Below are 22,507 nucleotides of genomic sequence, written 5' to 3'. Positions count from 1 at the left end.
CTCCCTAGAGCACTGCGCGGCCGAGGGGACCGTGCAGGCGTCCGGCCGAGTTGCGGAGGTGGGCGGTGACGTTGATGCGCCGCATCCAGCGGTCGGTGCCGTCGTAGCGCGCCTTGAACGGGCGGCGGCCGTGCACGGCCCGCTTGTTGTCGACGATCATCAGGTCGCCCGGGTAGAGCACGACGTCGCGCAGCCGCGCGTCGATCGCGTCGATCGCCATGTCGAGCGCCTGCTGCGCCTCGGCGTCCTGCAGCGGCTGCATGAAGGCCGGGTCGATGCGCACGAACGGAGCGTCCGGGTCGCCGCTGAGGATCGGGATCTTCCGCGGCTCGGCGTTCATCTCGGCCACGCGGGCGAACGCCTCGGCGATGCGGTCGTCGGCGTCGAGCCCGGTGGTCGCGGCGTTGAACGACGCCGAGTGCGACTCGTCCGGCAGGATCACGTACCGCTCCTGGAAGAGCAGCTTGCGGTGCTCCGGCTCGAGCCGGATGTCCTGGATCGGCGCGAACGTCGTGGCGACGTCGTCGTGGTTGCGCATGCCGAGCAGCAGCAGCCAGTCGGCGCGGTGCTCGTGGAAGGCGTCCTCGTTGTGCCACTCCAGGTTCACCGTCGAGCTGGACCCGAGCTGCTCCTGCTCGTGCCCGCGCACCGGGAAGACGTCCAGGATCAGCTTGCCCTGCTGCTGGGTCACGAAGGAGAACGGGTCGCCCAGCGCCGATCCCAGCAGCAGCAGGATCAGGCCCGCGCGGCTGACTTCGCGGCCGTACGGGACCTCGGTGTATGAGGTCGGCGTGCGCGGCAGCGCGAGGTCGTCGACCGGCAGGCCGGAGATGAGCAGCCCGCCGAGCGGGCGGCCGGTCAGCCGGAATTCCGTGAGCACCGCACGCAGCCGTACCGGCAGGCTGTGCGCGGCCAGGACCAGCTCGTGCAGCCGCTGCTCCGGCTCGCCGGAAAAAGGATCGTCCAGCAGCACGTCGGTCAGCTCCGCGATCGCCGCGCGCTCGTCCGGTGTCAGCGACAGGCGCGGGGTGCCGCCCCGCTCGTCGAGCGAATCCCGGTAACCACCGGGAGCCGCTTTGTCCGCAGTCACACTCACTCTGCTGCCTCCTCGAGAAATCGAGCGCGGCGCGCTCGGCACGAATGCCGCCCGGGAATCGCCGAAAAGTCGAAGGCGGCGAGAACCACGGTGATTCGGCGGGAAAAGCATCTCGTCGCCCCGGGTGCGCGGACAGTCGGGACATTCCCTGACACGTTCCGGGCCGGCCGCGGGAGTACGGTCGACGAGAATTTCCGCCCCTTCGGCGAGTATCGGAGCCGGCATGCCCACCTTTGCCATCGACGGACGTTTCAACGGGCCGCCCGGGTCGGCCAACGGCGGTTACGCGTGCGGTCTCATCGCGGGCGCGCTGCCCGGACGGCACACGGTCACCCTGCACGCGCCGGTGCCGCTCGGCACCGGGCTGGACCTGCGCGAGGCCGGGAAACGCCGGCACGTGTGGCACGGCGAAACGCTGATCGCCACCGCGGCCGGCACCACCGAGGCCGTCGGCGTCGTGCCTCCGGTGAGCCCGGACGAGGCCGAGGCGAACGCCTCCGCCTACGCCGGGCGCGAAGGCCATCCGTTCCCGACGTGTTTCGCCTGCGGCGTCGACCGGCACGAACCGGACGGCCTGTGCCTCACCCCGGCGCCGGTCGCCGGCCGGCCCGCGACCGTGGCGTGCACCTGGGCACCCGGCGACGCGCTGGCCGGCCCGGACGGCCGCGTGCCCGCGGAGATCGTGTGGAGCGCGCTCGACTGTCCCGGCGGCTGGACGACCGATCCCCGCGCGGATCCGCTGCTGCTGGGCCGGATGACGGCGACGATCGACGAGCTGCCTTCGCCTGGGCGGCAATACGTCGTCGTCGCGCACCAGGACAGCCGCAATGGGCGTACCGCGCGCAACACCTCCACGCTCTATGACGCCGACGGCACCGCGCTCGCGAGTGCCTCGGCGATCTGGGTCGCCCTGGCGGGCTGAAGGACTCACGAGTCCTTCAGCCGCCCGCCACTCCGACGAGGTGGGCCACCTGCGTGCGAGCCGAGATGCCGAGTTTCTTGAAGATCCGCCCCAGGTAGGTCTCGACCGTCTTGTGGCTCAGGTCGAGCTCGCGCGCGATCTGCTGGTTCGTCCGGCCTTCGCTGACCAGCAACGCGATCTGCTCCTCGCGGTGGCTGAGCAGCTTGAGCGTGTGCGAGGCGGCGCTGGGTTCCGCCCGGGCCGTCCGGGCCTGGTGCAGCGTCCGCCGCGCGAGGTCCAGGTTCGCGTCCTCCAGCCGGCTCGCGAACTCGACCGCGCGCTGGGCGTACAGCACGCCCGTCTCGACGTCGCCGGTGGCCACGCCCAGGCCGGCGCGCAGGACCTGCGCCTCGACCAGCAGCGCCGGGCTGGCCAGGATCTCCGCGCAGCCCATGGCCTCTTCGGTGTGGTACGCGGCCGCGTCCAGCTCGCCCGCGGCCAGCGCCAGCCGGCCCAGGCCCGCGGAGAACCTGCTGCGCAGGAAATGCTGCCCGAACTCACTGGCCAGTCTCCGGCCGCGCGCGAGATGCCGGGCCGCGTCTCCCGGCCGGCCGAGCCGCCACTCGGCCTCCGCGAGCCAGCGGAGGGTTTCCAGCTCCGGCACCAGGTGCTCGTCGCCGAGCCGGTCGACCAGCGCGGTCGCCCGCTCGGTGTGGCGCGCCAGCCCGTCGCGCCGGTCGAGCCGTCCCCAGGCCGCCGCGAGCAGGCTGCACACCGCCGCCTCGCCCGCCGAAGGTTCGCGGGCGAGGTCGTCCGCCGGGGTGGCGTCCTGCCAGCCGTGACATTCCATCGCCGTGGCGAGCAGTTCCGCGCGCACGCCCGCCGACGGCCGCCGGACACGGGTTTCGTGCGCGGCCTCGCTGTAGCGCCCGAGGAACCGGTACACCTTCGCCCGCCAGCGCCCGGCCTCCGGCAGATCGACGGCCAGGAGCACCCGCTCGGCCTCGGCGAACCGGCCGCTCAGGGTCAGGGCCCGGCCGAGCGCGAGCCGGTCCTCCCCGGCCGGTTCACCGCGCAGCAGCTGCGCGGCCCGCTCGAGCCAGCGCGCGGCCCGGCCGGGCGAACGCGACAGCGTGTCGCGCGCCGCTTCGGTGAGCACGCGCGCGCTCACCGCGTCACCGGTGACGGCGATGTGTTCGAGATGCTGCGCTTGCGCCTCCGCACCGGCGCCGGCCCGTTCGAGCCAGGACACCGCCCGCGCGTGCGCGTCGCGGCGCCAGCCGCTGCCGGAGGCGTGGTACGCGCCGGCCCGCAGCACCGGGTCACGAAAACTGAGCCGGCCGTCCGGCGCGGGTTCGAGGACCCCGCACCGGCGCAGCTCGCCCAGGCTTTCCCGGAGCTGGTCCGGCTCGGCCGCGGCGACCCACCCGGCCATCGCCGGGTCGAACGGGTCGCCGCACACCGCCGCGGCGTGCGCGGTGGGCCACGCTTCGCGGGACAGCCTGCTCAGATCGCCCGCCGGGGCGTCGGTCAGCACCGGCGGCAGGCCGGTCCGCAGCTCGGCGCTGCCGAGGTACCCGGCGGGCGGCTCGGCGCCCGCCAGCGCCCGCAGCAGGCCGGGGTTGCCGTCGCCTTCGCGGTAGAGCGCGCGCCGGGCCGGGACGTCCAGCCCGGGCGGCAGCAGCCGGTCCGCCTCGGTCTCGGCGAGCCCGCCGAGTTCCAGCGCGTGCAGGACGCCGTGGCGCCGCGCCGTTTCGGCCACGGCGGTCAGCCCGGCACCGGCCTGCGCGGACCGGTAGGCGAGCACGATCAGGATCGGCACGGCGGGTGGTTCCCGGCAGAGGAACTCCAGCAGCGCCAGCGACTCCGGGTCCGCCCAGTGCATGTCGTCGCAGAACAGCACCAGCCCATCGGGACCGGCCGCCCGCAGCAGCAGGGCGCGGATCGCGGCGAACACGGCGTCGGCCCGCCCGCCGCCGGACGCGGGCCGGTGGCCCGGCAGCGCCGGGAAGATCCCGGCGAGCCGGACCATGCCGTCCTCGTCCAGCGGTGGTTCGGGCAGCTGGCGCAGCCAGCCGTCGAGCGCGTCCGAGAACACCTCGAACGGCGGGGCCGTGCGCTCGGCCCGGCCGGCGACCACGGCGGGTCCGCCCGGTGGCAGCTGTTCCCACCACTGCGCGAACAGCCGCGTCTTGCCGATGCCGGCCGGTCCCGTCAGGGTGACCAGCCGGACCCCGGCCGGGCGCGGGCCGAGCAGCCCGGTCAGTGCCTTCAGCTCCTCCTCGCGCCCGGCGAATCCGGGGTTCTTCCGGTGCCGGTCGAGTACCCGCCACAGGTCAGCCGACATGGTGATCCACCTCCCCAGGGCTGCGGCGGTCAGTCGCGGCGGACCGACAGCGGGCGCATGTCCGTCCAGTTCTCTTCGATGTAGCCCAGGCAGTCCTCGCGCGTGCCGCTCTTGCCGACCGTCCGCCAGCCGGCCGGTACCTGCCGTCCGGTGCGCCAGATGGAGTACTGCTCCTCGGTGTTGACCACCACTTCGTACTCTTCCGCTACCGCTTCGGTCATCGCACTTTCCCTTTCTCCAGTGGGCGGAACTCCTCGTTCACCGCGACCGCTCGAGCGCGGTCCGGTGCACCTCCCAGGCCAGCCGGACGTCGAGCGCGTCCGCGCCGGCCGGCTCGGCGAGCAGGACGTCGTCCGCGCGGCGCCGCAGGCCGCGCGCGGTGATCAGCTCACCGAGCCCCGCGACGACGGCGCCGCGGTATTCGTGCCGGGTGGTCCGCGCCGGGTCGTCGACGTAGATCTGGTCGACCCGGTCGGCGACCTGGGCCGCGAGCGCGTGGCCGGACGAGTTGACCAGCACCGCGCCCCTGGCGGGCAGGCCGATGCCGGCGAACCCGCCACCGCCGGGCGGCGCGACCACGAGGTTGGCGCCCAGCACCGCCTCGTGCGCGTCGTCGGTCACCGAAAACCCGATCCCGCTCAGGTCCAGCTGGTCCAGCAGCCGCGGCAGGATCCGCGTCGACGACAGGCCGGTACACGTGCACACCGTCACGTGGCTGAAGTCGGGCAGGAACCGCGCGAGCACCGCGACGTGCACCTGCGCGGCGAACCCGGCGCCGAGGACGCCGCCGAGCACCACGCCCGGCACGAGCAGCCGCCGCGCGACCAGCGTCGTCACGGCGGCGGCACGGAAGGCGCGCAACACCGGCACCGGCAGCAGCCTGCTGATCCCGGCGTGCAGGTCGTGGAGCACGACGTGGTCCTCGAGGCCGCCGGCCTCCGGCGCCAGGCGGCAACGCCCGGCGCCGTCCCACGCGGCGCCGGTCAGCTCGTCGGCCAGGACACCCAGCAGATCGATGGCCTCGAACGCCGTCCAGATCTGATCGGCGCACAGCCGCGGGATCCGCGGTCCGCCTCGCTCGCCTTCGGTGGTCACGGAAACCACGCTCCGGTGCCGCGCCTCCGGTCGCCTATCCCGCCGCTATCGGTGACCGATAGCCCAGCTGCGCCGGATCGATAGGGCCGCCGCCTGGACTGGGTGAGCCACCGAACAGCCGATCCCAGCACGGAGGTAGCCCATGAACGGCATCCGCTCGAAGATCACAGTCGCGCTCGGCGCGTTCGCCGTCGCCGGCCTGCTGACCGCGGCCCCGGGCGACCCGGGCGACACGCACTGGACCGTACCCGCCGCCACCGGCGGCACGCACTGGTCGGCCGCGGATCCCGGCGACACCCACTGGACGCCCGCGCCGGGCACCGCGCCCGCCTGAGTTTCAGTACTGCCGGCGACCGGGACTGACCGCAGTGGTCGAAGCGGGCCTGGTCGAAGCGGACGGTGCCGCTTCGCCGATCAGGCGACCGCCGGTCCCGGGAGCAGGCGCGCGGCCCGCTCCGCCTCCTCCCGCGCCCGGTCCGCGTCGCCGCCTGCGACGTGGATCTCCGAGAGCAGGACCAGCGATTTCGCCTGCCACACCGCCGATTCGAGCCGTTCGAACAGCTCGGCCGCGTCGACGAGCTGGGTCTGCGCGGCCTGGCCGTCGCCCTTCGCCTTGGCGATTTCCCCGAGGGTGAACCGGATCCGCGCCTCGACGAACAGCTCGCCGACCCCGCGGGCCGCGACCAGCGCGTGCGCCAGCGTCGCCTCGGCGTTGTCCAGCCGCCCTTCGCGGTAACGCACCAGGCCGAGGCCGTGCAAGGCGTACGCCTCGCCGACCCGGTCGCCGATCTGGCGCACGATCCGCAGCACCCGGTGCAGCGCCGGGCGGGCCAGGTCGATCTTGTCCGCCTGCAGGTGCAGCTCGGTGAACCGGTAGAGCACCTGCGCCTCGACCCGCAGGCACCCCGCGTGCCTGCTGATCGCCAGCGCCTCGTCGAGCAGGTGCACGGCACCGGACTCGGCGCCCTCGTCGATCCGGATCCGCGCCAGGTTGCACAGCACGTGCGCGGCGCCGATCCGGTCGCCCGCCGCGCGCATGAGGTCCAGCGCCTCGTCGTACTTCCGCACCGAGGCCGCCCGGTCCCGGCGCAGCCAGTCGACGAAGGCCGCGTTGCGCAGCACCAGCGCGCGCCCGTGGTCATCGCCCTGCAACGCGAAGAGCGTCAGCGCTTCGGCGAAACACTCCTCGGCTTTCTCCAGCCGGCGCTGCGCGAGGTGCAGGCTGCCGAGCGAGTAGAGCATCGCGGCCCGGCCGCGGTCGTTGCCCGCCCGCTCGGCCAGCTCCAGCGCCAGCCGCGAGGTCTCGTGCCATTCGTCGAAGTAGCCCTTGGCCTCGAACATCGTCACCGACGTCAGCGCGAGGTCCCAGCAGAGCTCGTCCAGCCCGGCGGCCGCGGCCTGCCGGATCGCGGCGGGCACCACGCGGCGCTCGTTCTCCCACCAGACCAGCGGGTCCACCGGTACGGCCCGGCCCGGCGGGCGCCAGCGGGGTGCGTCACCGTGCAGCACGGTGTAGTCGCCGCCGTACTCCTGCCGGTGCGCGTCCTCGGCCAGCTCGAGCCACGCGCCCAGCAGCCGGGTCAGCGCCTCGTGCCGGTCTTCGTCGGTTTCCCGCTCCTGCAGGCGTTCCCGCGCGTAGACGCGGATCAGGTCGTGGAAGCGGTAGCGCACCTCGTGTTCGCCGGGATAGACGACGGTGTCGAGCACCTGGGCGTCGACGAGGCTCTCCAGTACCTCCGACGCGGCGGGCACGTCGATGTCGAGCAGCGCCGCGGCCGTCCACGCCGGGAAGTCGGGCGCCTCGACGAGCGCGATCAGCCGGAACAGCCGCTGGCCCCGCGCGGCGAGGCCGTGGTAGGTCAACGCGATGTTGGACCGCAGCTCGATCCCGCGGTGGGCCAGCTCGTCGAGCCGGCCGGCCTCGTCGCCGAGCCGCCGGACCAGATCGCCGATCCGCCAGTGCGGCCGCGACGCCAGCCGTGCCCCGGCGATGCGCAGCGCCAGCGGCAGCCCGTCGCAGAAGTCGACCAGCTCGACCGCGGCCGCGCGCTCGGCCGCCACCCGGTCCGGGCCGATGATCCGGCCCAGCAGCTCGAGCGCGTGCCCGACGTCGAACACGTCGACGTCCACCCGGTGCGCGCCGGGCAGGCCGGACAGCCGCGCCCGGCTGGTCACCACCACCGCGCAGCTCGGGCTGCCCGGCAGCAGCGGCAGCACCTGCTCCTCGCCCGCCACGTCGTCGAGGACGACCAGCAGCCGCTTGCCCGCCGTCCGCGTGCGGTACATCTCCGCGCGTTCCCGGCGGTCCTCGGGCACGGCCGTGCCGGGCACGCCCAGCGCGCGCAGGAACCGGGCGTGCAGTTCCGGCGTCCGGTCTTCGCCGGGCTCGCGCAGGTCGGCGTAGAGGTGCCCGTCCGGGTAGGCGTCGCCCAGCTCGTGCGCGATGCGGACGGCCAGGCTCGACTTGCCGACCCCGCCGCGCCCGGCGATGGACACGATCGGCACCGCGAACGGATCCCGGTCGCCCGACAACAGGTCCTTGATCTCGGCGATCTGCATGTCGCGCCCGGTGAAGTCGGCGATCCCGGCGGGCAGGTGCCGCGGCACGGCCGACGGCGGGGCCGCCGGCGCCGGGCGGACCGGTTCGCGGACCGGCGCCCGCGTGGTCTCGGGCACGCCCAAGGCGGGATCGCGGTTGAGGATCGCGCGGACCAGGTCCTGCAGCTCTGCGCCGGGTTCGACGCCGACCTCGTCGACGAGCACGGTCCGCGCTCTCCGGAACACCTGCAGCGCTTCGGCCTGGCGGCCCGAGCGGTACAGCGCCAGCATCAGGAGGCTGTGCAGCTTCTCGCGCAGCGGCTGGGCCTCGACCAGGGCGCGCAGCTCGCCGCTGATCTCCTCGTGGCGGCCCAGCTCGAGGTCGATGCGCAGGCGTTCCTCCTCGGCGGCCATCCGGTGGTCTTCGAGCACGACCGCGTCGCGGCGCACGACGTCGCTGTCGATCCCGGTCAGCGCGGCGCCCCGCCACAGCGCCAGCGCGCCGCGCAGCGTGCCGGACGCCTGCGCGAGCCTGCCGCCCGCGCTCAGCTCGCGGGCCTCGGCGACCATCCGGGCGAAGCGCGCGCTGTCGAGCGCGGCGTCGTCGAGTTCGAGCAGGTAGCCGGGTGCCTTCGTCCGGATCGCCGCGGCCGCGCCGGCACCGTCGAGCACCTTGCGGAGGCCGGAGATGCAGATCTGGACCTGGCTGCGCGCGGTCGACGGCGGGGTGGCGCCCCAGACCGCGTCGACGAGCCGCGCGACCGGGGTCACGCGGTTCTTGTTCAGCGCGAGCACCGACAGCACGGTGCGCTGCCGCGGCCCGCCCAGGTCCACCGGCCCGGCGCCCGCGACGAGTTCGACGGGCCCGAGCAGCCTCAATTCCATGCCGGTACATCCCTTCCCCATCGCCGAGCGCCCCCGGGACCGGCCGGCGGCGGCCGGGCCGGGGACGATGGAGAGTTCCCACCCAGTGCGTACTCGCATTCGATGCTGGGGTTCGCGCCCACCCAAAGTCAAGCAGTCCCAGGCGCGCCGCGCACGACGGGGCGGCGGCGGGCCGCGGGCCCTAGACTTCCCGGCATGGCAAAGGATCTTGCCCGGCAGCAGCTGCGTGTCCTGCCGGAGCGTTACGAAATCCGCTTTGTTCCCAACGGATCCGCACCGCCCGGCCCGGACGCGCCGTGGACCGCGATGGTCCGCGCACCGGAGGGGATGACGATCATCCGGGAGGCGGATCCGGACGCCGCCGAACAGTGGCACGCCTTTTACGGCGACGACCCGCACGGGTTAGACCTTCCGGGTATGCTGGCGGCCGTCGTGGGCCCGCTGGGCGAGGCGGCGATCCCGGTTTTCGTGGCATCGACGTTCCACTGCGACATGGTGCTGGTGCCCGCCGGGCACCTCGACGACGCCGTCGCCACGCTGCGTGAGGCCGGGCACACGATCCGCTGAACACAGCCGGGGCCGGTCTACGCGACGGCCGCCGCGGCCAGTTCGTCCGAGAGCAGCCGCATGAGTTCCGGCGGCGCCTCCATGAACCGGTAGTGCGGGCCGTCGAGCAGGTGGAACGTGGCGGGGCCGCAGTCCGACCAGCCGCTCATCCTGCGGTGGTCGACCTCGACGTCGTGCCGCCACCCCAGCGCGCTGATCGGCACCGGCAGCAGCGTCGGTTCCGGCGGGCGGTAGCGCTTGTTGGCCTCGACGTCGGCGCGGAGGATGCGCACGCTCAGCTCGACCAGGTCGGGCAGCGCCTTGCCGCCCAGCTGCTCGATCAGCTCGTGTACCTCGACCTTGAGCTCGTCGTCCGACATCTCCAGGAACCGGCCCGCCGGGCCCTGGTGCGGGGCGACCTGGGACGAGACGAACAGCCGGGCGGGCAGCGGGTACCCGCGTTCGGCCAGCCGGACGGTCGTCTCGTAGCCCGGCAGCGCCGAGCCGCAGTGCCCGAAGAACGCGAACGGCCGGTCGAGGTAGGGCAGCAGCGCTTCCGCCAGGTCGTCGGCCATCGCCTCGTAGGTGCGGTAGGGCTGCTCGCGCAACCGGTTCTCGCGGCCCGGCAACTGGACCGCGCAGACCTCGACGTCGCCGAGGAACCGCGGCCATTGGCGGTACATGCTCGCGCCGCAACCGGAGTACGGGATGCAGAACAGCCGGACCGCGGCGGACTCCGACGGCTCGCGCAGCAGCCAGCGTGGCGTGGGGACCATGGTGCCTCCTTCAGCTGCCGAGCCCGGCCAGCGCGCCCTGGCGCACGCGGGCGACGATCGGCATGTGCTTGATGCCGGCCACGAAGTTGGAGCGCAGGTGCTGTACTTCGCCGGCGGGCTCGAAGTCCTCGAACGTGGTGAACAGCTCCTCGAACAGCGTCCGCAGGCTCAGCCGCGCCACCGAGTGCCCGACGCAGTAGTGCGGCCCGATGCCGAAGGCGATGTGCTTGTTGGGCTTGCGGCGGTAGTCGAAGGTGAACGGGTCGTCGAAGTACTCTTCGTCGCGGTTGGCCGCGCCGAGCCACACCACGACCGCGTCGCCGGCGGAGATCTGCTTGCCGCGGATTTCGACGTCGTCGATCGCGTACCGCATGAAGTGGTTGGCCGGCGAAGCCCAGCGGACGGCCTCGTCGACGCCGAGGGTCAGCGCGTCCGGGTCGTTCATCCAGTCCCGCAGCTGCGGCGTGCCGATCAGGTGGTCCAGTGCCGCGATCGGCACGAACGGAGTAGTGATGTTGGCGCCCAGCAACAGGCTGTAGCAGTTGGCGAGCACGGCGCCGACTTCGATCGGGCTGCCCTCGACGTCCATGGTCAGCAGCAGGCTGATCAGGTCGTCGCCGAGGTTGCGGCGGCGCGCGCGGACGATGTCGTGGAAGTAGGCGAACAGCTCGCGGTGCGCGGCCTCCAGGGTGGCCTGCGCGCCGCCTTCGCCGGCGAACTCGGGGTCGTCCGGCGCGATCGACATCGCGGTGAGCCGGGTCAGCCGCGGCCAGTCCTCGCGCGGCAGGTCCATGATGCGGCCCGCGGTGGCCATCGGCATCACCATCATGTTGGCGGCGAAGTCGTACGGCTCACCGGTCAGCGCGGGCGCGAGCACCCGCCGTACCTCTTCGCGGATCGCGTCGCGGTAGCGCTCGATCGCCTTGGGCGCCAGCGCGCGCTGCAGCGGCACCCGCATGCGGGTGTGCCGCGGCGGGTCGGTGGCCGCCATCTGCCGCCCGCGGGCCGGGTCGTCCTTGCCGAGCAGGAACAGCATCGTGCCGCGCTGGGAGGTGAACTTCGTGTGGTCGCGCAGCACGAGGTCCGCGTCGGCCATCTTCGTCACCGACCAGAACCCGAGCTCGTCGCCGACGGCCTGCCAGCGCAGCGGGTCGCGCTGGCGCATGGCGTGCCAGATCGCGTGCGGTTCGCCGTCGCCGTAGAGCGTCGAGTCGATGAAGTCCACCGCGTCCAGGTCGATGGCGTCGGGGTCGGTAGGCCTGTTGAGTCGCATCGGTTCTGCCTTTCCGGGAAGGGCGCGGGGTCAGGCCTGCTCGACCGTTTCCGCGAGTTCGGCGATGGTCGGCCGGAGGTAGAGGGTCTGCGCGGACAGCTCGACCGAGAGCTCGTCCTGCAGCCGGGTGATCAGCTCGCCCGCCATCAGTGAATGCCCGCCGAGCTCGAAGAAGTCGTCCTCGACGCCGATGGGCTCGATGCCGAGCACGTCGCCCCAGAGCCGGCTGAGGTAGCGCTCGGTCGACGTGGCGGGTGCGACGTACTCGCCGCCGACGTCGCGCGGCAGGCGGTCGGCCGAGGGCAGCGCGGCGCGGTCGACCTTGCCGTTGCGGTTGAGCGGCAGCTCCTCGACCGGGATCACCGCGAACGGCACGAGGTAGGCGGGCAGCCGGTCGCGCAGCCCGTCGCGCAGGCCCGCGAGCTCGTCGGCGGCGTCGGCCGGGGTGACGTAGGCGAGCAGCCGCTTGCCGCCCGCCGCGTCGGGCTGGGTCACCACGACCGCGTCGCGCACGCGCTCGTCGGCCACGATCGCCGCCTCGACCTCACCGGGCTCGACGCGGTAGCCGTTCACCTTGACCTGGTGGTCGGCGCGGCCGAGGAAGTCGAGCGTGCCGTCGGGCAGCCAGCGGACCAGGTCGCCGGTCGCGTAGATCCGCTCCCCCGGCCGGGTCGGCAGCGGGCTGGGCACGAACGCCGCCGCGGTCGCGCCCGGGCGGTTGAGGTAGCCCCGGGCGAGCCCGGCGCCACCGGCGTAGAGCTGGCCCGGCACGCCGATCGGCACCAGCTGCAGGTCCGCGTCGAGCACGAGCACGCGGGTCCCGGTGATGGGCCGTCCGATCGGCACGGACCCGCCGGCCGGGCCGTCGGTGCTGGTCCAGCAGGCGGTGAACGTCGTGTTCTCCGTCGGGCCGTAGCCGTTGGTGAACGTCAGGCCGGGGTGGGCCTTGAGCAGCTTGCGCACGGCGTCGGCCTTGATCACGTCGCCGCCGGCCAGCACGTGCCGCAGGCCGGCGAACGCGCTCGTCCGGGCCGCCACCAGCTGGTGGAACAACCCGGCGGTGAACCACGCAACCGTCACGCTCTGCTCGGCCAGGAACGTGGCCAGCTTGTCGGTGCTGACCGGCCCGGCCGGGAAGACCGCAAGGCGGCCGCCGTTGGTCAGCGGCGCCCAGATCTCCAGCGTCGAGGCGTCGAACGCGACCGGCGCGAGCTGCAGGAAGACGTCCGTGGCCCGGAATTCGGCCCATTCGCCGGGCCCGACGAGCCGGACCACGGCCCGGTGCGGCACGGCGACGCCCTTCGGCGTGCCGGTGGACCCGGAGGTGTAGCTGACGTAGGCCAGCTCGCCGGCCGTGACCTCGACCGGGCGCCATCCTTCCGGTGCCGCGTCGACGTTTTCGCCGAGGACGAAGGCACGCACGGTGCCGGGCAGCCGGTCGCGCAGGGTTTCGTCGGCCAGCGCCACCGTGACGCCGGCGTCGGCGAGCAGCGCGGCGACGCGGGGAGCCGGGGCCTCGATGTCGAGCGCGAGGTAGGCGCCACCGGCCTTGAGCACGCCCAGCAGGCCGGCGATCAGCGCGGCCGAGCGGACGCCCAGCACGCCGACCACGTCGCCGGGACGCACCCCGGCGGCCACCAGCCGGGCGGCCTCGGCGTCGGCCGCGGCCTCCAGCTCCCGGTAGGTCAGCGTGGATTCCCCGGCGGCGACGGCCACGGCGTCCGGCGCCAGCCGGGCCTGCTCGGCGACCAGCGCGTGCACCGGCCGGGCCTCGGGACGGGCGGACCCGCGGCTGCCGAAGGCGGTCACCCACGACACCGCGTCGGCGTCGGCCAGGTCCACACTGGACAGACGACGGCCGGGTCGTGCGGAGATCTCCGCGAGCGCCCGCCCGGCGAGCGCGCCGAGCCGGCCTTCCGCGCCGGTGAGGTGGACGCCGTCCGCGGTCGCCCGCAGCACCGGCGTCGCGGCTTCGTCGTCCCAGCCGCCGTCAACGTCACCGACGCGGTAGGTCAGGTCCGGCGCGGCGCCGTCGTCGGGCCGCGCGGTGGCGATCCGCGCGACCAGGTCGGCCGCCGACGGGTCGTCGGACAGGTCGAGCCGCAGCACGCCGCGCAGGCTGTCGACGCAAACGGTCTCCTGGGTGGTGAGCCGGTGCAGGACGGTGACCACGGCGGCGAGCGCCCAGTCACCGCCCGGCACCGCGCCACCTGGCAGCGCCAGCGCGCGTGAAGTGGGGTTGACGAGCGTGGTCATGCGATCTCCTCCAGCCGGGCCTGTGGGTGGTGCAGGACTTCGTGCAGCAGGTGCCGGTACCGCCGGCCCAGCGCGGCTGCTTCCGCCGGGCCGAACGCGTCCAGCCGGTGGTTGACGAACACGTACGAGCCGGCCGCCGATTCGGTGACGCGGACGGCCAGCGCGTTCAGGGCGTGGTCCCAGCGGACCGGCCACAGCTCGCCGCGCAGCCCGTCGCCCGCCACCGGCACGGCCGGGTCCTCGTCCTGCTGGAACAGCACGCGGAACAGCCCGGCCGGGTCCTGCCCGGCGAGCTCGGCGATCCGTTCGAACGGCAGCTCGTGGTGGGCCAGGTCCGCGGCGACGCGGTCGCGGACCGCGGCCAGGTGCTCGGCGAACGGCGTCCGCTCGTCGACCTCGGCGCGCAGCGGCAGGTAGTTCAGGTGCGCGCCGATCAGGCTGTCGATCTCGCGCCGGTCGCGGCGGGTCACCGCCGTGGCGGCCACGACGTCGGACTGCCCCGCCTGCCGCGCCAGCAGCAGCGTGAAGACGGCGAAGGTGAGGACGAACAACGTGGTGCCGTGCCGCTCGGCCAGCGCCCGCAGCCCGGCCACCAGGTTGTCGTCGAGCGGGATCCGGTGGGTGCGGCCCTCGCTGTCGCCCGCCTGCGGCAGGCGCGGCGGCGTGACGGCCGACATCCGCTGCCGCCAATAGGTTTCTAGTTCAGGACGTTGCTGAGCGTCGTCCCACACGGAGACGTCGGCGTTCTGGACGCGCAGCGGCGGGAGCAGGTCGGCGCCGCCCGCGTAGAGCGTGTAGAGCTCGGCGGCGAAGATCTCCATCGAGCGGACGTCGCTGACGCTGTGGTGCAGGACGAAGACGACCCGGTGGTCGTCCGCGGCGACCCGCAGCACGGCCAGCCGCACCAGCGGCCCGGCCGCCAGGTCGAACGGCTCGTCCACCACGGCTTTCCCGGCGGCTTCGACCTCGTCCTCGGTGACGTCCAGCAGCGGCACGGTCAGCTCGGCGGCGGGCCGGACGACCTGCCACAGCCGGCCGTCCGCCTGCTCGAAGACCGTGCGCAGGGCCTCGTGCCGCTCGGCGAGCGCGTTGAGCGCCCGTTCCAGCCGGGGCACGTCGAACCCGCCGCGCAGCCGCAGGCCGCCGACCGTGGTGAAGGCGGCCCGGCCCGGCAGTCCCCGCTGCAGCGACCAGAACCACCGCTGCGACGGCGACGCCGGGACCCGCAGCGGCCGATCGTCACGCGGCAGCACGGGAATGCCGTCGGTTCGGCCTTCCGCCGTGATCCGCGCGGCGAGGGCCGCGATCGTCGGCTCGCCGGCGAAGAAGAGCCGCAGCGGCAGCACCACTCCGAACGCCGCCTCGATTTCGGCGATCATCCGGACGGCCAGCAGCGAGTGGCCACCGATCTCGAACAGGTTGTCGTGCACGCCGATCCGGTCGCGCCCGAGCAGGCCGGACCAGATGGCCGCGAGTTCCCGCTCGGTGTCGTCGCGCGGGGCGACGTGCTCGCGGCGCGGTGCCTCGGCGGTGTGGTCGCCGAGGGCCTTGCGGTCGATCTTCCCGTTGGCGGACAACGGGAACGCCTTGAGCGGCACGAGCAGCGCGGGCACCATCCACTCGGGCAGCCTCCCGGCCAGGAACCGCCGCAGCTCGTCCTCGGCCAGGTCTCCCCTCGGTACGAAGTAGCCGATCAGGCGGGTGCCGCCGGCGGGGTCGGGCCGGGCGAGCACCGCGGCGCCGCCGACGTCCGGGTGGCTCGCCAGCGCCGCTTCGACCTCGGCCGGTTCCACCCGGTAGCCGCGGATCTTGACCTGGTCGTCGGTGCGGCCGACGAACCGGATCCGGCCGTCGGCGCCGAGGCGGACCGCGTCGCCGGTGCGGTACAGGCGTTCGCCGGGGCCGCCGAACGGGTCCGGCACGAACCGCTCCGCGGTCAGCGCCGGGCGCCGGTAGTAGCCGCGGCCGACCCCGTGACCGCCGAGGTACAGCTCGCCGGGCACGCCGGCGGGCACGGGCTCGAGCCAGTCGTCGAGCACGTAGGCCCGCACACCCGGAACCGGGCGCCCGATCGGCACCACCGCGGCCGGGTCGTCGCCCGCGCCGAACCCGAGTTCCTCCACTGTGGACGTGCACGCGGCCTCGGTGACGCCGTAGACCTGCACGAGCCGGACCGGCAGGTCACGCCAGGCGGCCAGGCTCTGCCAGCTCGGCGCGACCTCGCTGCCGAAGATGACAGTGCGCAGCGTCGGCGGCAGCGCGGCCAGGTCGCGCCCGGTCCAGGACAGCAGCCGGGACGGCGTGGTCGAGATCGTCGTGGTCTCCGTGGCGGCGATCAGCGCGAACAGTTCGCCGGTGCCGACCGGCGCCGCGCCGTCCGGCAGGGCGACCGAGCCGCCCGCCACCAGGTGCGGGAAGACCTCCTCGGCGACGACGTCGAACCCGATCGGCGCGAGCTGCAGCGCCCGCTCCCCCGGGCCGAGCCCCAGCCGCACCGACAGCGCGGCGGCCAGGGTGGCCAGGCCGCGGTGGCTGTTCATCACGCCTTTCGGCGCGCCGGTCGAGCCGGAGGTGTAGATGACGTACGCCAGACCGTCCAGTGTGGACGTTGACCGGAACGGCCCGGCGTGCGCGGGCACGTCCTCCAGCAGGATCCGCCGCGGACCCTCGGGCGTGTCCTGGGCCGCGGTGGTCACGACGAACTCCGGCCGGGCGTCGGCAAGGATGTGCTCGACCCGCGCGGCCGGGTACGCCGGGTCCAGTGGCAGGTAGGCCGCGCCGGACTTGAGGATGCCGAGGAAGGTCGCGATCAGGTCCGGCGAACGGTCCAGCAGCACCGCGACCAGCGTTTCCGGCCCGGCGCCCTGGGCACGGACGTGCCGCGCGACGGCGTCGGCCCGTTCGTCCAGCTCGCCGTAGGTCAGGGTCGTCGCCCCGCAGACGATCGCGGGCGCGTCCGGGCACTGCGCCGCGTGCCGCTCGAACGTCTTGTGCACCGGCTCGGCGGGCGGCGCGGACGCCGGGTTCCCGGCCCGCACCAGCAGGTCCCGCTCGTACTCGGACAGCATCGGCAGCCGCGAGAGCCGCAGCGCCGGGTTGCTCGCGATCGCGCCGAGCAGGGTGCGGAAGTGCACCGCCATGCGCGTCACGGTCGCTTCGTCGAACAGCTCGGTGCTGTACTCCAGCGCGCCGAGGAAACCGTCCGGCCCGGCCGGCGCGATGTCCAGCGAGAGGTCGAACTTCGCCGTGCGCGTGGCGACGTTGAGGACGCTGAAGGCCAGCTCACCCGCCCGCCACTCGTCCATCGGGATGTTCTGGAACGACAGCATGACCTGCGCGAGCGGACCGCCGAGCCCGGTGTAGCGCTCGGGCCGCAGCCGCTCCACGAGCTTGTCGTAGGGCAGGTCCTGGTTGGCGAACCCGCCGCGGCAGGTCTGGATCGACCGTTCGAGCAGCTCCTCGAACGTCGGGTCGCCGCCGGTGTCCAGCCGCAGCACCAGCGTGTTCACGAAGAACCCGATGAGCCCGGCGACCTCCGGCCGGGTGCGGCCCGCCACCGGCGTCGCCACGGTGAAGTCGGTGCTGCCGGAGTAGCGCGACAGCAGCACGCCGAACGCGGCCAGCAGCAGCATGAACGGGCTGGCGCCGCGCTCGCGGGCGAGCCGGTCCAGCCGGGCGATCAGCGGGCCCGGGATGTCGAAGTGGTGGGTCGCGCCCGCCGACGACGGTTCCTGCGGCCGCGGCCGGTCGGTGGGCAGCTGCAGCGGGACGAGCCCGTCCAGCCGCTCCGCCCAGTAGTCCACGAGCTTGTCGAGCGCGTCGCCGGACAGCGTGTCGCGCTGCCACACCGCGTAATCCGCGTACTGGATCGGCAGTTCCGGGAAGTCCGGCTCGGCGCCGGCCAGGTAGGACTCGTACGCGGCCGACAGCTCCTGGAACAGGATCGCCGAGGACCAGCCGTCGGTGACGATGTGGTGCATCACCAGCACGCAGACGTGCTCCTGCTCGGCCAGCCGCAGCAGCGTCATCCGCAGCAGCGGCCCGGTCGCGAGGTCGAACGGCCGCCCGATCTCCGCGGCGACGGCGTCGTCGAGCCGGTCCGGTTCGATGTCGACGACCGGGAGCGGCACCGTCAGCTCGGGCAGGATGTGCTGCACCGGGTCGTAGCCGTCGAAGTGGAACACCGTGCGCAGGGCCTCGTGCCGGGCCACGACCAGGTTCAGCGCGCGTTCCAGCGCGGCGGCGTCGAGCGGGCCGCGCATCCGCACCGCGGCGAGCACGTTGTAGGTCGGCTGGCCCGGATCGGCCTGGTCGAGCAGCCACAGGCTCTGCTGCGCGAACGAGGTGTCCATGGCCACGAGCGAGGTGGTCATCGCCGGGTCCCTCCCGCGCCCGCGGGTTCCGCGCGGCGCTTGCGGTAGCTGTCCCGGTCCACGCGCTTGATCGGGGCCGTCGCGGCCGCGGGACCGCTTTCGGCGAGCGCGCCGTCGACGTACTCGGCGACCGAGGCCACCGTCGGCGACTCGAAGAGCCGGCCCAGCGGCAGCTCGACGTCGTAGACCGCGCGCACCCGCTCGACCACCTCGGCACCCATCAGCGAGTGGCCGCCGAGTGAGAAGAAGTCGTCGAACACGCCGATGCGGTCCAGGCCCAGCGCGTCGGCCCAGATCTCGGCGATCCGCCGCTCGGTCTCGGTGCTCGGCTCGCGGGACGCCTTGGCCTCTTCGCGGGCGCTGCGGTCCGGTTCGGGCAGCCCCGCGGTGTCCACCGCGCCGTCGGCCCGCAGCGGCCACTCGCGCAGGACCACGACTTCGGCGGGCAACGCGTGGCTCGGGTGCCGTTCGCGCAGGCTCGCGGTCAGCGCGGGCACGGCCGCCTTGACGCGGATGGCGCGCCGCGGGTCGTTCGCCGGCGCGGCCGCCACCGGGGCGGGCCGGTCGAGGATCGCCGCGAGCCGGTCCAGCGGGTCGCCCTCGCGGGCCAGTACCAGGTCGACGTCGGCGCCGCGCGGCGAACCGGCGAGGGCCTCGTAGCCGAATTCGGCCGCCAGCGCCAGCAGGGCGGGCAGCTCGACCGGTGACCCCGGTTCGCCGAGCACCGGCCGGGCTGCGTCGAGCAGGTCGCCGACGGTGTCGACGAGCTCGCCCGCCAGCAGCCGGACCGCGGCGAGTTCCGCGGTCAGCCGCGCGTCCGGCACGCCGGTCAGCACGAGCCGCGGCACGCCGTCGGCCAGCCGGGCCCGCACGTCGGCCGCGGTGAGGCCGTCGGCAGACCAGTCGAGCGCCTCCGCCTCGGGCGCTGCCTCGTGGGCGCCGACCCGGAACAGGACGTCGTAGCGGTACCCGGTCAGCTCGTTGTGGTGGCGTCCGGTGCGGGGCAGCACGGTGACGCCGGTGATGCCGTCGATCGCGGCGGCCAGCTCGTCGAACAGCGCCGGGTCGAGGACCAGGTCCTCCTCCAGCTCGGTCCGGGCCTGGATCGCCTGGCGCAGCCGGGAAACCGGGGTCGCCGGAGCCAGCCGTCCGGTTTGGACGGACAGGTGGAGCGCCGGCAGCAGCGGCAGGCTGCGGACGTCACCGAGGTAGATCGTGCCGCCGGGACGGACCACCCGGACCGCCTCGGTCAGCACGCGGCGCAGGTAGTCCGGTTCCGGGAAGTACTGCGCGAGCGAGTTGACCACGACCGCGTCGAACTGGCCGTCCGCGAACCCGCTGAAGTCGTCGGCGGGCTGCTCGCGCAGCTCGACGGACTGGGCCTTGGTCGCCAGCCACTGCTCGTGCTCGCGGATGTGCCCGAGCGCGCGGGCGGACAGGTCGGTCGCGGCGTAGGAGTCGCAGCGCATCGCCAGCCGGAAGAGCAGCTGGCCGTTGCGGCAGCCGACTTCCAGCACCGTCGCCGGGCGCAGGCCCGAGATCCGGCGCAGCGTCAGGTCCGACCACTCCCGCATCTCCTCCGGCGAGACGTACTCGCCGGTCGAGCGGCTGTTCCAGCCGGCGGTGTTCACCGTCGGGTCGTCCTCGGCGCCGCGGCCGGTGTAGGTCTGCTCGAACTCCTTGCGCCAGCGCGCCCGCTTGACCACGTCCGGCACGTTCGTGCGCCGGTTCCGGGCGGTGTCCCGCAGCGAGACGTAGGCCAGCAGTTCCGGGCCGCCGGGTGCCTCGGCGTCGACCACCACGCTCGCGCGGTCGACGTCCTCGTTCTCGGTCAGGGTCGCGAGCAGCTCGTCCGCCTCGACGCGGCGGCTCGCCACGCGCAGGGCGGCGGGCACGAGGCCGATGTGGCCGTCGGCGTGCAGGCGGGCCCGCAAGCCGGTGCGCTGCAACGGAACTCCGTCGAACGGATCGGCGACCGGCTCGCCCGCCGCCGGTGCGGCCAGGAACAGCTCGCCGGCGACGCCGGGCGCGACCGGCCCGCCGTGCGCGTCGAGCACCCGCATCCGGACGTCGGAGGTCGCCCGGCCGTCGCTGACGACGACCCGGTCCAGCCCGAGCGCGCCCGGCCCGTGCAGTTCCGACAGCTTCGTGCCGGGCAGGGCCGCGCGCAGGTCCTTGGCCAGCGCGGGCCACAGCTCGCCGACCGCGACCAGTTCACGCAGGCTCCGCGGCGGTTCGGCGACGAGCTGGGGCAGCACGGCGGGCGGCAGCTCGGCGACGGTGACCCGCTCGGTGTCGATGAGCCCGGTCAGCGGCTCGCCGGCGCCGATCAGCAGCCGCGCGCCCGCCGCCAGAGCGGTCAGCCAGCGAGCGGGCGCCAGGTCGAGCTCCGCCGGGCCCGCGAAGAGCACGGTGTCCTCGGCGGTGCAGCCGAGCCGGGCCGCGCCGTGACGGAGACGGTCCAGCACCGCGACGTGCGAACGTCCGGGCAGCGCACCGGCTTCGGGTGGGACGATGTGATCCGGCCGGGCCGCGCGGCGGGTCGTCAAGCCTTCCTTGTCCACGAAGGACACGTCGATCTTGGTACCGCCGAGCAGGCCGGGGTGCCAGTGCCCGGAACCGGTCAGCACCAGCGTCGCGCCGCTGTCGCGCAAGGCGGCGCGGACGTCCTTGCGGGGGTGCGCCGGGTTCAGCGTCGTGACCCGGGCCCCGGCCTTGAACCCGGCGAGCACGGCGACGACGAGGTCGGCGGACGCGGGCAGGTGCACGGCGAGGCCGGATACGCCCAGGTCCAGCAGGTGGCGGGCGAGCCCGTTGGCCCGCTCGTCGAGTTCACGGCGGCTGAGCCGGTCCGGGCCGCACACCACCGCTTCGGCGTCCGGCCGCGCGTCGGCGTGGCGTTCGAGCACCCCGTGCACGGTGGCCGCCTCAGCGGACTCCCGCGGCGACGGAAGGCCCGCGGCCGCGACGAAGTCCCGCTGAGCCGGGCCGAGCAGCGGTAGCGCCGCGGCCGGGCTGTCCGGCTCTGCCACTGCGGCTTCGAGCACCGTGGCGAAGGCGTCGAGGACCTGCTCGACGACGTCCTGGGTGAACAGGTCGGTCGAGTAGTAGACCGGGCCGCTGATCCCCCCGTCCTCGTCGACGCCGAGGTCGATCTCCATGTCGAAGCGCACGGTGCCGGTGCTCAGCGTCTGCACCTCGAATGTGACACCGGAGAGCTCGACGCTGGAGCGCGGCTCGTTGTGCAGGCCCAGCTGGTGGCGGATGAGCGGCACGTGCGAGGTCGCGTCGCGGGCCGGGTTGACCGCCTCGACCATGGTCTCGAACGGCACTTCCTGGTTCTCGTACCCGCCGTGGCACAGCTCGCGCGCCCGGCGCAGCACTTCGCGGAAGGTCGGCGTGCCGGAGAGGTCCATGCGCAGCGGCAGCGTGTTGACGAAGCAGCCGATCAGCGATTCCAGCTCGGCGCGGGTCCGGTTGGCGATCGGGCAGCCGATGACCGCCTCGGTCTGTTCGGTCCAGCGGGTCAGCACGATCGACAACGCGGACAGCAGCACCATGTACGGCGTCGCTTGCTCGGTGTCGGCCAGCTCGCGGATCCGGCGGCACAACCCGGGCGGCAGCCGGAACTGCAGCGAGGCACCGTCCCAGGACAGGTCGAGCGGACGGCGCCTGCCGATCCACGGCAGGTCGAGCAGCCCGGCGCCGGCCAGGCTCTCCTTCCAGTAGCCGAGCTTGCGGTCGAGCACCTCCCCGCTGAGCAGGTCCCGCTGCCAGGCCGCGAAGTCGCCGTACTGCACTTCCAGTTCCGGCAGCGGCGACGGGCGGCCCTGCGCGAACGCGCCGTAGAGCTCGCCGATCTCCTTGAGCAGCAGGTTGACCGACCAGCCGTCGGTGGCGATGTGGTGCTGCACCAGCACCAGGCGGTAGTCCTCGTCGCCGGTGCGGACCAGCCGCGGCCGGAGCATCAGGTCACGGCCCAGGTCGAACGGGCGGGACGTCTCGGCGCGGCAGAACGTCTCGAGGGCCCGGTCGCGCTCGTCCTCGGGCAGCACCCCCAGGTCCTCCACCGGCAGTTCGAGCCGCGGCGCGGGCCGCACGCGCTGGACCGCGCGGCCGTCGATCTGCGCGAAGGTGGTGCGCAGGACCTCGTGCCGCCGCACGACTTCTTCCAGCGCGCGCCGCAGCACCTCGCGGTCCACCGGGCCGCGCAGCCGGGCGACGCCGGCGACGTTGTAGATCGTGGAGTTGGGCTGCAGCCGGTCGAAGAACCAGATCCGTTGCTGCATCAGCGAAAGCGGAAGCGCGTCCCGGTCGCCGGACACCACGCCGACGCGGGCGGCCGTGGGCGCCACGCCGCGGGCGTCGAGGAGCTGTTCGAGCAGCCGCCTGCGTTCAGGCGTCAGGGTTGCCGATCGCAT

13 protein-coding genes are annotated in these 22,507 nt (G+C 74.0%); 3 read left to right on the top strand and 10 right to left on the bottom strand.

The genetic code is table 11. The features are described from left to right. Positions 1-4: 4 nt before the first annotated feature. Positions 5-1,096, bottom strand: coding sequence for a guanitoxin biosynthesis L-enduracididine beta-hydroxylase GntD (gene gntD, locus BT341_RS17490; protein ID WP_218177739.1), 1,092 nt, complete (start codon positions 1,094-1,096; stop codon positions 5-7). A gap of 223 nt (positions 1,097-1,319) precedes the next feature. Here gntD and BT341_RS17485 point away from each other — a divergent pair, with 223 nt between their 5' ends. Continuing rightward, on the top strand, positions 1,320-2,018 hold the full coding sequence (locus tag BT341_RS17485; RefSeq protein ID WP_072477318.1) for a hypothetical protein: 699 nt from the start codon (positions 1,320-1,322) through the stop codon (positions 2,016-2,018). Positions 2,019-2,034: 16 nt separating this feature from the next. Here the strand turns inward: BT341_RS17485 and BT341_RS17480 are convergent, their stop codons facing one another. Genes BT341_RS17480 through BT341_RS17470 form a run of 3 tightly spaced genes read right to left on the bottom strand, consistent with a single transcriptional unit; the run spans position 2,035 to position 5,439 of the window. Beyond that, positions 2,035-4,344, bottom strand: a complete 2,310-nt coding sequence (locus BT341_RS17480; RefSeq protein WP_072477317.1) for an ATP-binding protein — start codon at positions 4,342-4,344, stop codon at positions 2,035-2,037. A gap of 29 nt (positions 4,345-4,373) precedes the next feature. Next, positions 4,374-4,565: an MbtH family protein gene (locus BT341_RS17475; RefSeq protein ID WP_072477316.1), complete on the bottom strand. Its 192-nt coding sequence runs from the start codon at positions 4,563-4,565 to the stop codon at positions 4,374-4,376. Positions 4,566-4,602: 37 nt separating this feature from the next. Then, complete coding sequence (locus tag BT341_RS17470) at positions 4,603-5,439, bottom strand: hypothetical protein (protein ID WP_177328829.1); 837 nt, start codon at positions 5,437-5,439, stop codon at positions 4,603-4,605. A gap of 142 nt (positions 5,440-5,581) precedes the next feature. Here BT341_RS17470 and BT341_RS17465 point away from each other — a divergent pair, with 142 nt between their 5' ends. Beyond that, positions 5,582-5,773 (top strand): hypothetical protein, encoded by a 192-nt coding sequence (locus tag BT341_RS17465; RefSeq protein ID WP_072477314.1) that lies wholly within the window; start codon positions 5,582-5,584, stop codon positions 5,771-5,773. Positions 5,774-5,853: 80 nt separating this feature from the next. Here BT341_RS17465 and BT341_RS17460 read toward each other — a convergent pair whose 3' ends face one another. After that, on the bottom strand, positions 5,854-8,862 hold the full coding sequence (locus tag BT341_RS17460) for an AfsR/SARP family transcriptional regulator (protein WP_072477313.1): 3,009 nt from the start codon (positions 8,860-8,862) through the stop codon (positions 5,854-5,856). A gap of 195 nt (positions 8,863-9,057) precedes the next feature. Here BT341_RS17460 and BT341_RS17455 point away from each other — a divergent pair, with 195 nt between their 5' ends. Next, on the top strand, positions 9,058-9,429 hold the full coding sequence (locus tag BT341_RS17455; protein WP_072477312.1) for an ACT domain-containing protein: 372 nt from the start codon (positions 9,058-9,060) through the stop codon (positions 9,427-9,429). Between the two features lie 17 nt (positions 9,430-9,446). Here BT341_RS17455 and BT341_RS17450 read toward each other — a convergent pair whose 3' ends face one another. From BT341_RS17450 to BT341_RS17430, 5 genes are read right to left on the bottom strand one after another with little or no spacing between them, the layout of a single operon-like run. Then, positions 9,447-10,184 (bottom strand): thioesterase II family protein, encoded by a 738-nt coding sequence (locus BT341_RS17450; protein WP_072477311.1) that lies wholly within the window; start codon positions 10,182-10,184, stop codon positions 9,447-9,449. Between the two features lie 10 nt (positions 10,185-10,194). Beyond that, positions 10,195-11,457: a cytochrome P450 gene (locus BT341_RS17445; RefSeq protein WP_072477310.1), complete on the bottom strand. Its 1,263-nt coding sequence runs from the start codon at positions 11,455-11,457 to the stop codon at positions 10,195-10,197. 30 nt (positions 11,458-11,487) lie between these two features. After that, entirely contained in the window at positions 11,488-13,713 is a 2,226-nt protein-coding gene (locus BT341_RS17440) for a non-ribosomal peptide synthetase (RefSeq protein ID WP_084742894.1), read from the bottom strand. Next, positions 13,710-18,086: a non-ribosomal peptide synthetase gene (locus BT341_RS17435; RefSeq protein WP_072477309.1), complete on the bottom strand. Its 4,377-nt coding sequence runs from the start codon at positions 18,084-18,086 to the stop codon at positions 13,710-13,712. Before BT341_RS17435 ends, BT341_RS17440 begins: the two co-directional genes overlap by 4 nt. Further along, positions 18,083-22,507 (bottom strand): condensation domain-containing protein, encoded by a 4,425-nt coding sequence (locus tag BT341_RS17430; RefSeq protein WP_072477308.1) that lies wholly within the window; start codon positions 22,505-22,507, stop codon positions 18,083-18,085. Before BT341_RS17430 ends, BT341_RS17435 begins: the two co-directional genes overlap by 4 nt.

Source organism: Amycolatopsis australiensis (assembly GCF_900119165.1).
In the GTDB taxonomy this organism is placed as follows: Bacteria; Actinomycetota; Actinomycetes; order Mycobacteriales; family Pseudonocardiaceae; genus Amycolatopsis; species Amycolatopsis australiensis.
Note: the sequence above shows the minus strand (reverse complement) of the source record. Positions and strands in the feature narration are given on the sequence as shown.

Bases quoted from the DNA above. Each gene is read 5' to 3' on its own strand.
- BT341_RS17485 (WP_072477318.1), top strand. From the start codon at position 1,320: ATGCCCACCTTTGCCATCGACGGACGTTTCAACGGGCCGCCCGGGTCG.
- BT341_RS17460 (WP_072477313.1), bottom strand. From the start codon at position 8,862: ATGGAATTGAGGCTGCTCGGGCCCGTCGAACTCGTCGCGGGCGCCGGG.
- BT341_RS17450 (WP_072477311.1), bottom strand. From the start codon at position 10,184: ATGGTCCCCACGCCACGCTGGCTGCTGCGCGAGCCGTCGGAGTCCGCC.
- BT341_RS17475 (WP_072477316.1), bottom strand. From the start codon at position 4,565: ATGACCGAAGCGGTAGCGGAAGAGTACGAAGTGGTGGTCAACACCGAG.
- BT341_RS17430 (WP_072477308.1), bottom strand. From the start codon at position 22,507: ATGCGATCGGCAACCCTGACGCCTGAACGCAGGCGGCTGCTCGAACAG.
- BT341_RS17435 (WP_072477309.1), bottom strand. From the start codon at position 18,086: ATGACCACCTCGCTCGTGGCCATGGACACCTCGTTCGCGCAGCAGAGC.
- BT341_RS17445 (WP_072477310.1), bottom strand. From the start codon at position 11,457: ATGCGACTCAACAGGCCTACCGACCCCGACGCCATCGACCTGGACGCG.
- BT341_RS17455 (WP_072477312.1), top strand. From the start codon at position 9,058: ATGGCAAAGGATCTTGCCCGGCAGCAGCTGCGTGTCCTGCCGGAGCGT.
- BT341_RS17465 (WP_072477314.1), top strand. From the start codon at position 5,582: ATGAACGGCATCCGCTCGAAGATCACAGTCGCGCTCGGCGCGTTCGCC.
- BT341_RS17440 (WP_084742894.1), bottom strand. From the start codon at position 13,713: ATGACCACGCTCGTCAACCCCACTTCACGCGCGCTGGCGCTGCCAGGT.
- BT341_RS17480 (WP_072477317.1), bottom strand. From the start codon at position 4,344: ATGTCGGCTGACCTGTGGCGGGTACTCGACCGGCACCGGAAGAACCCC.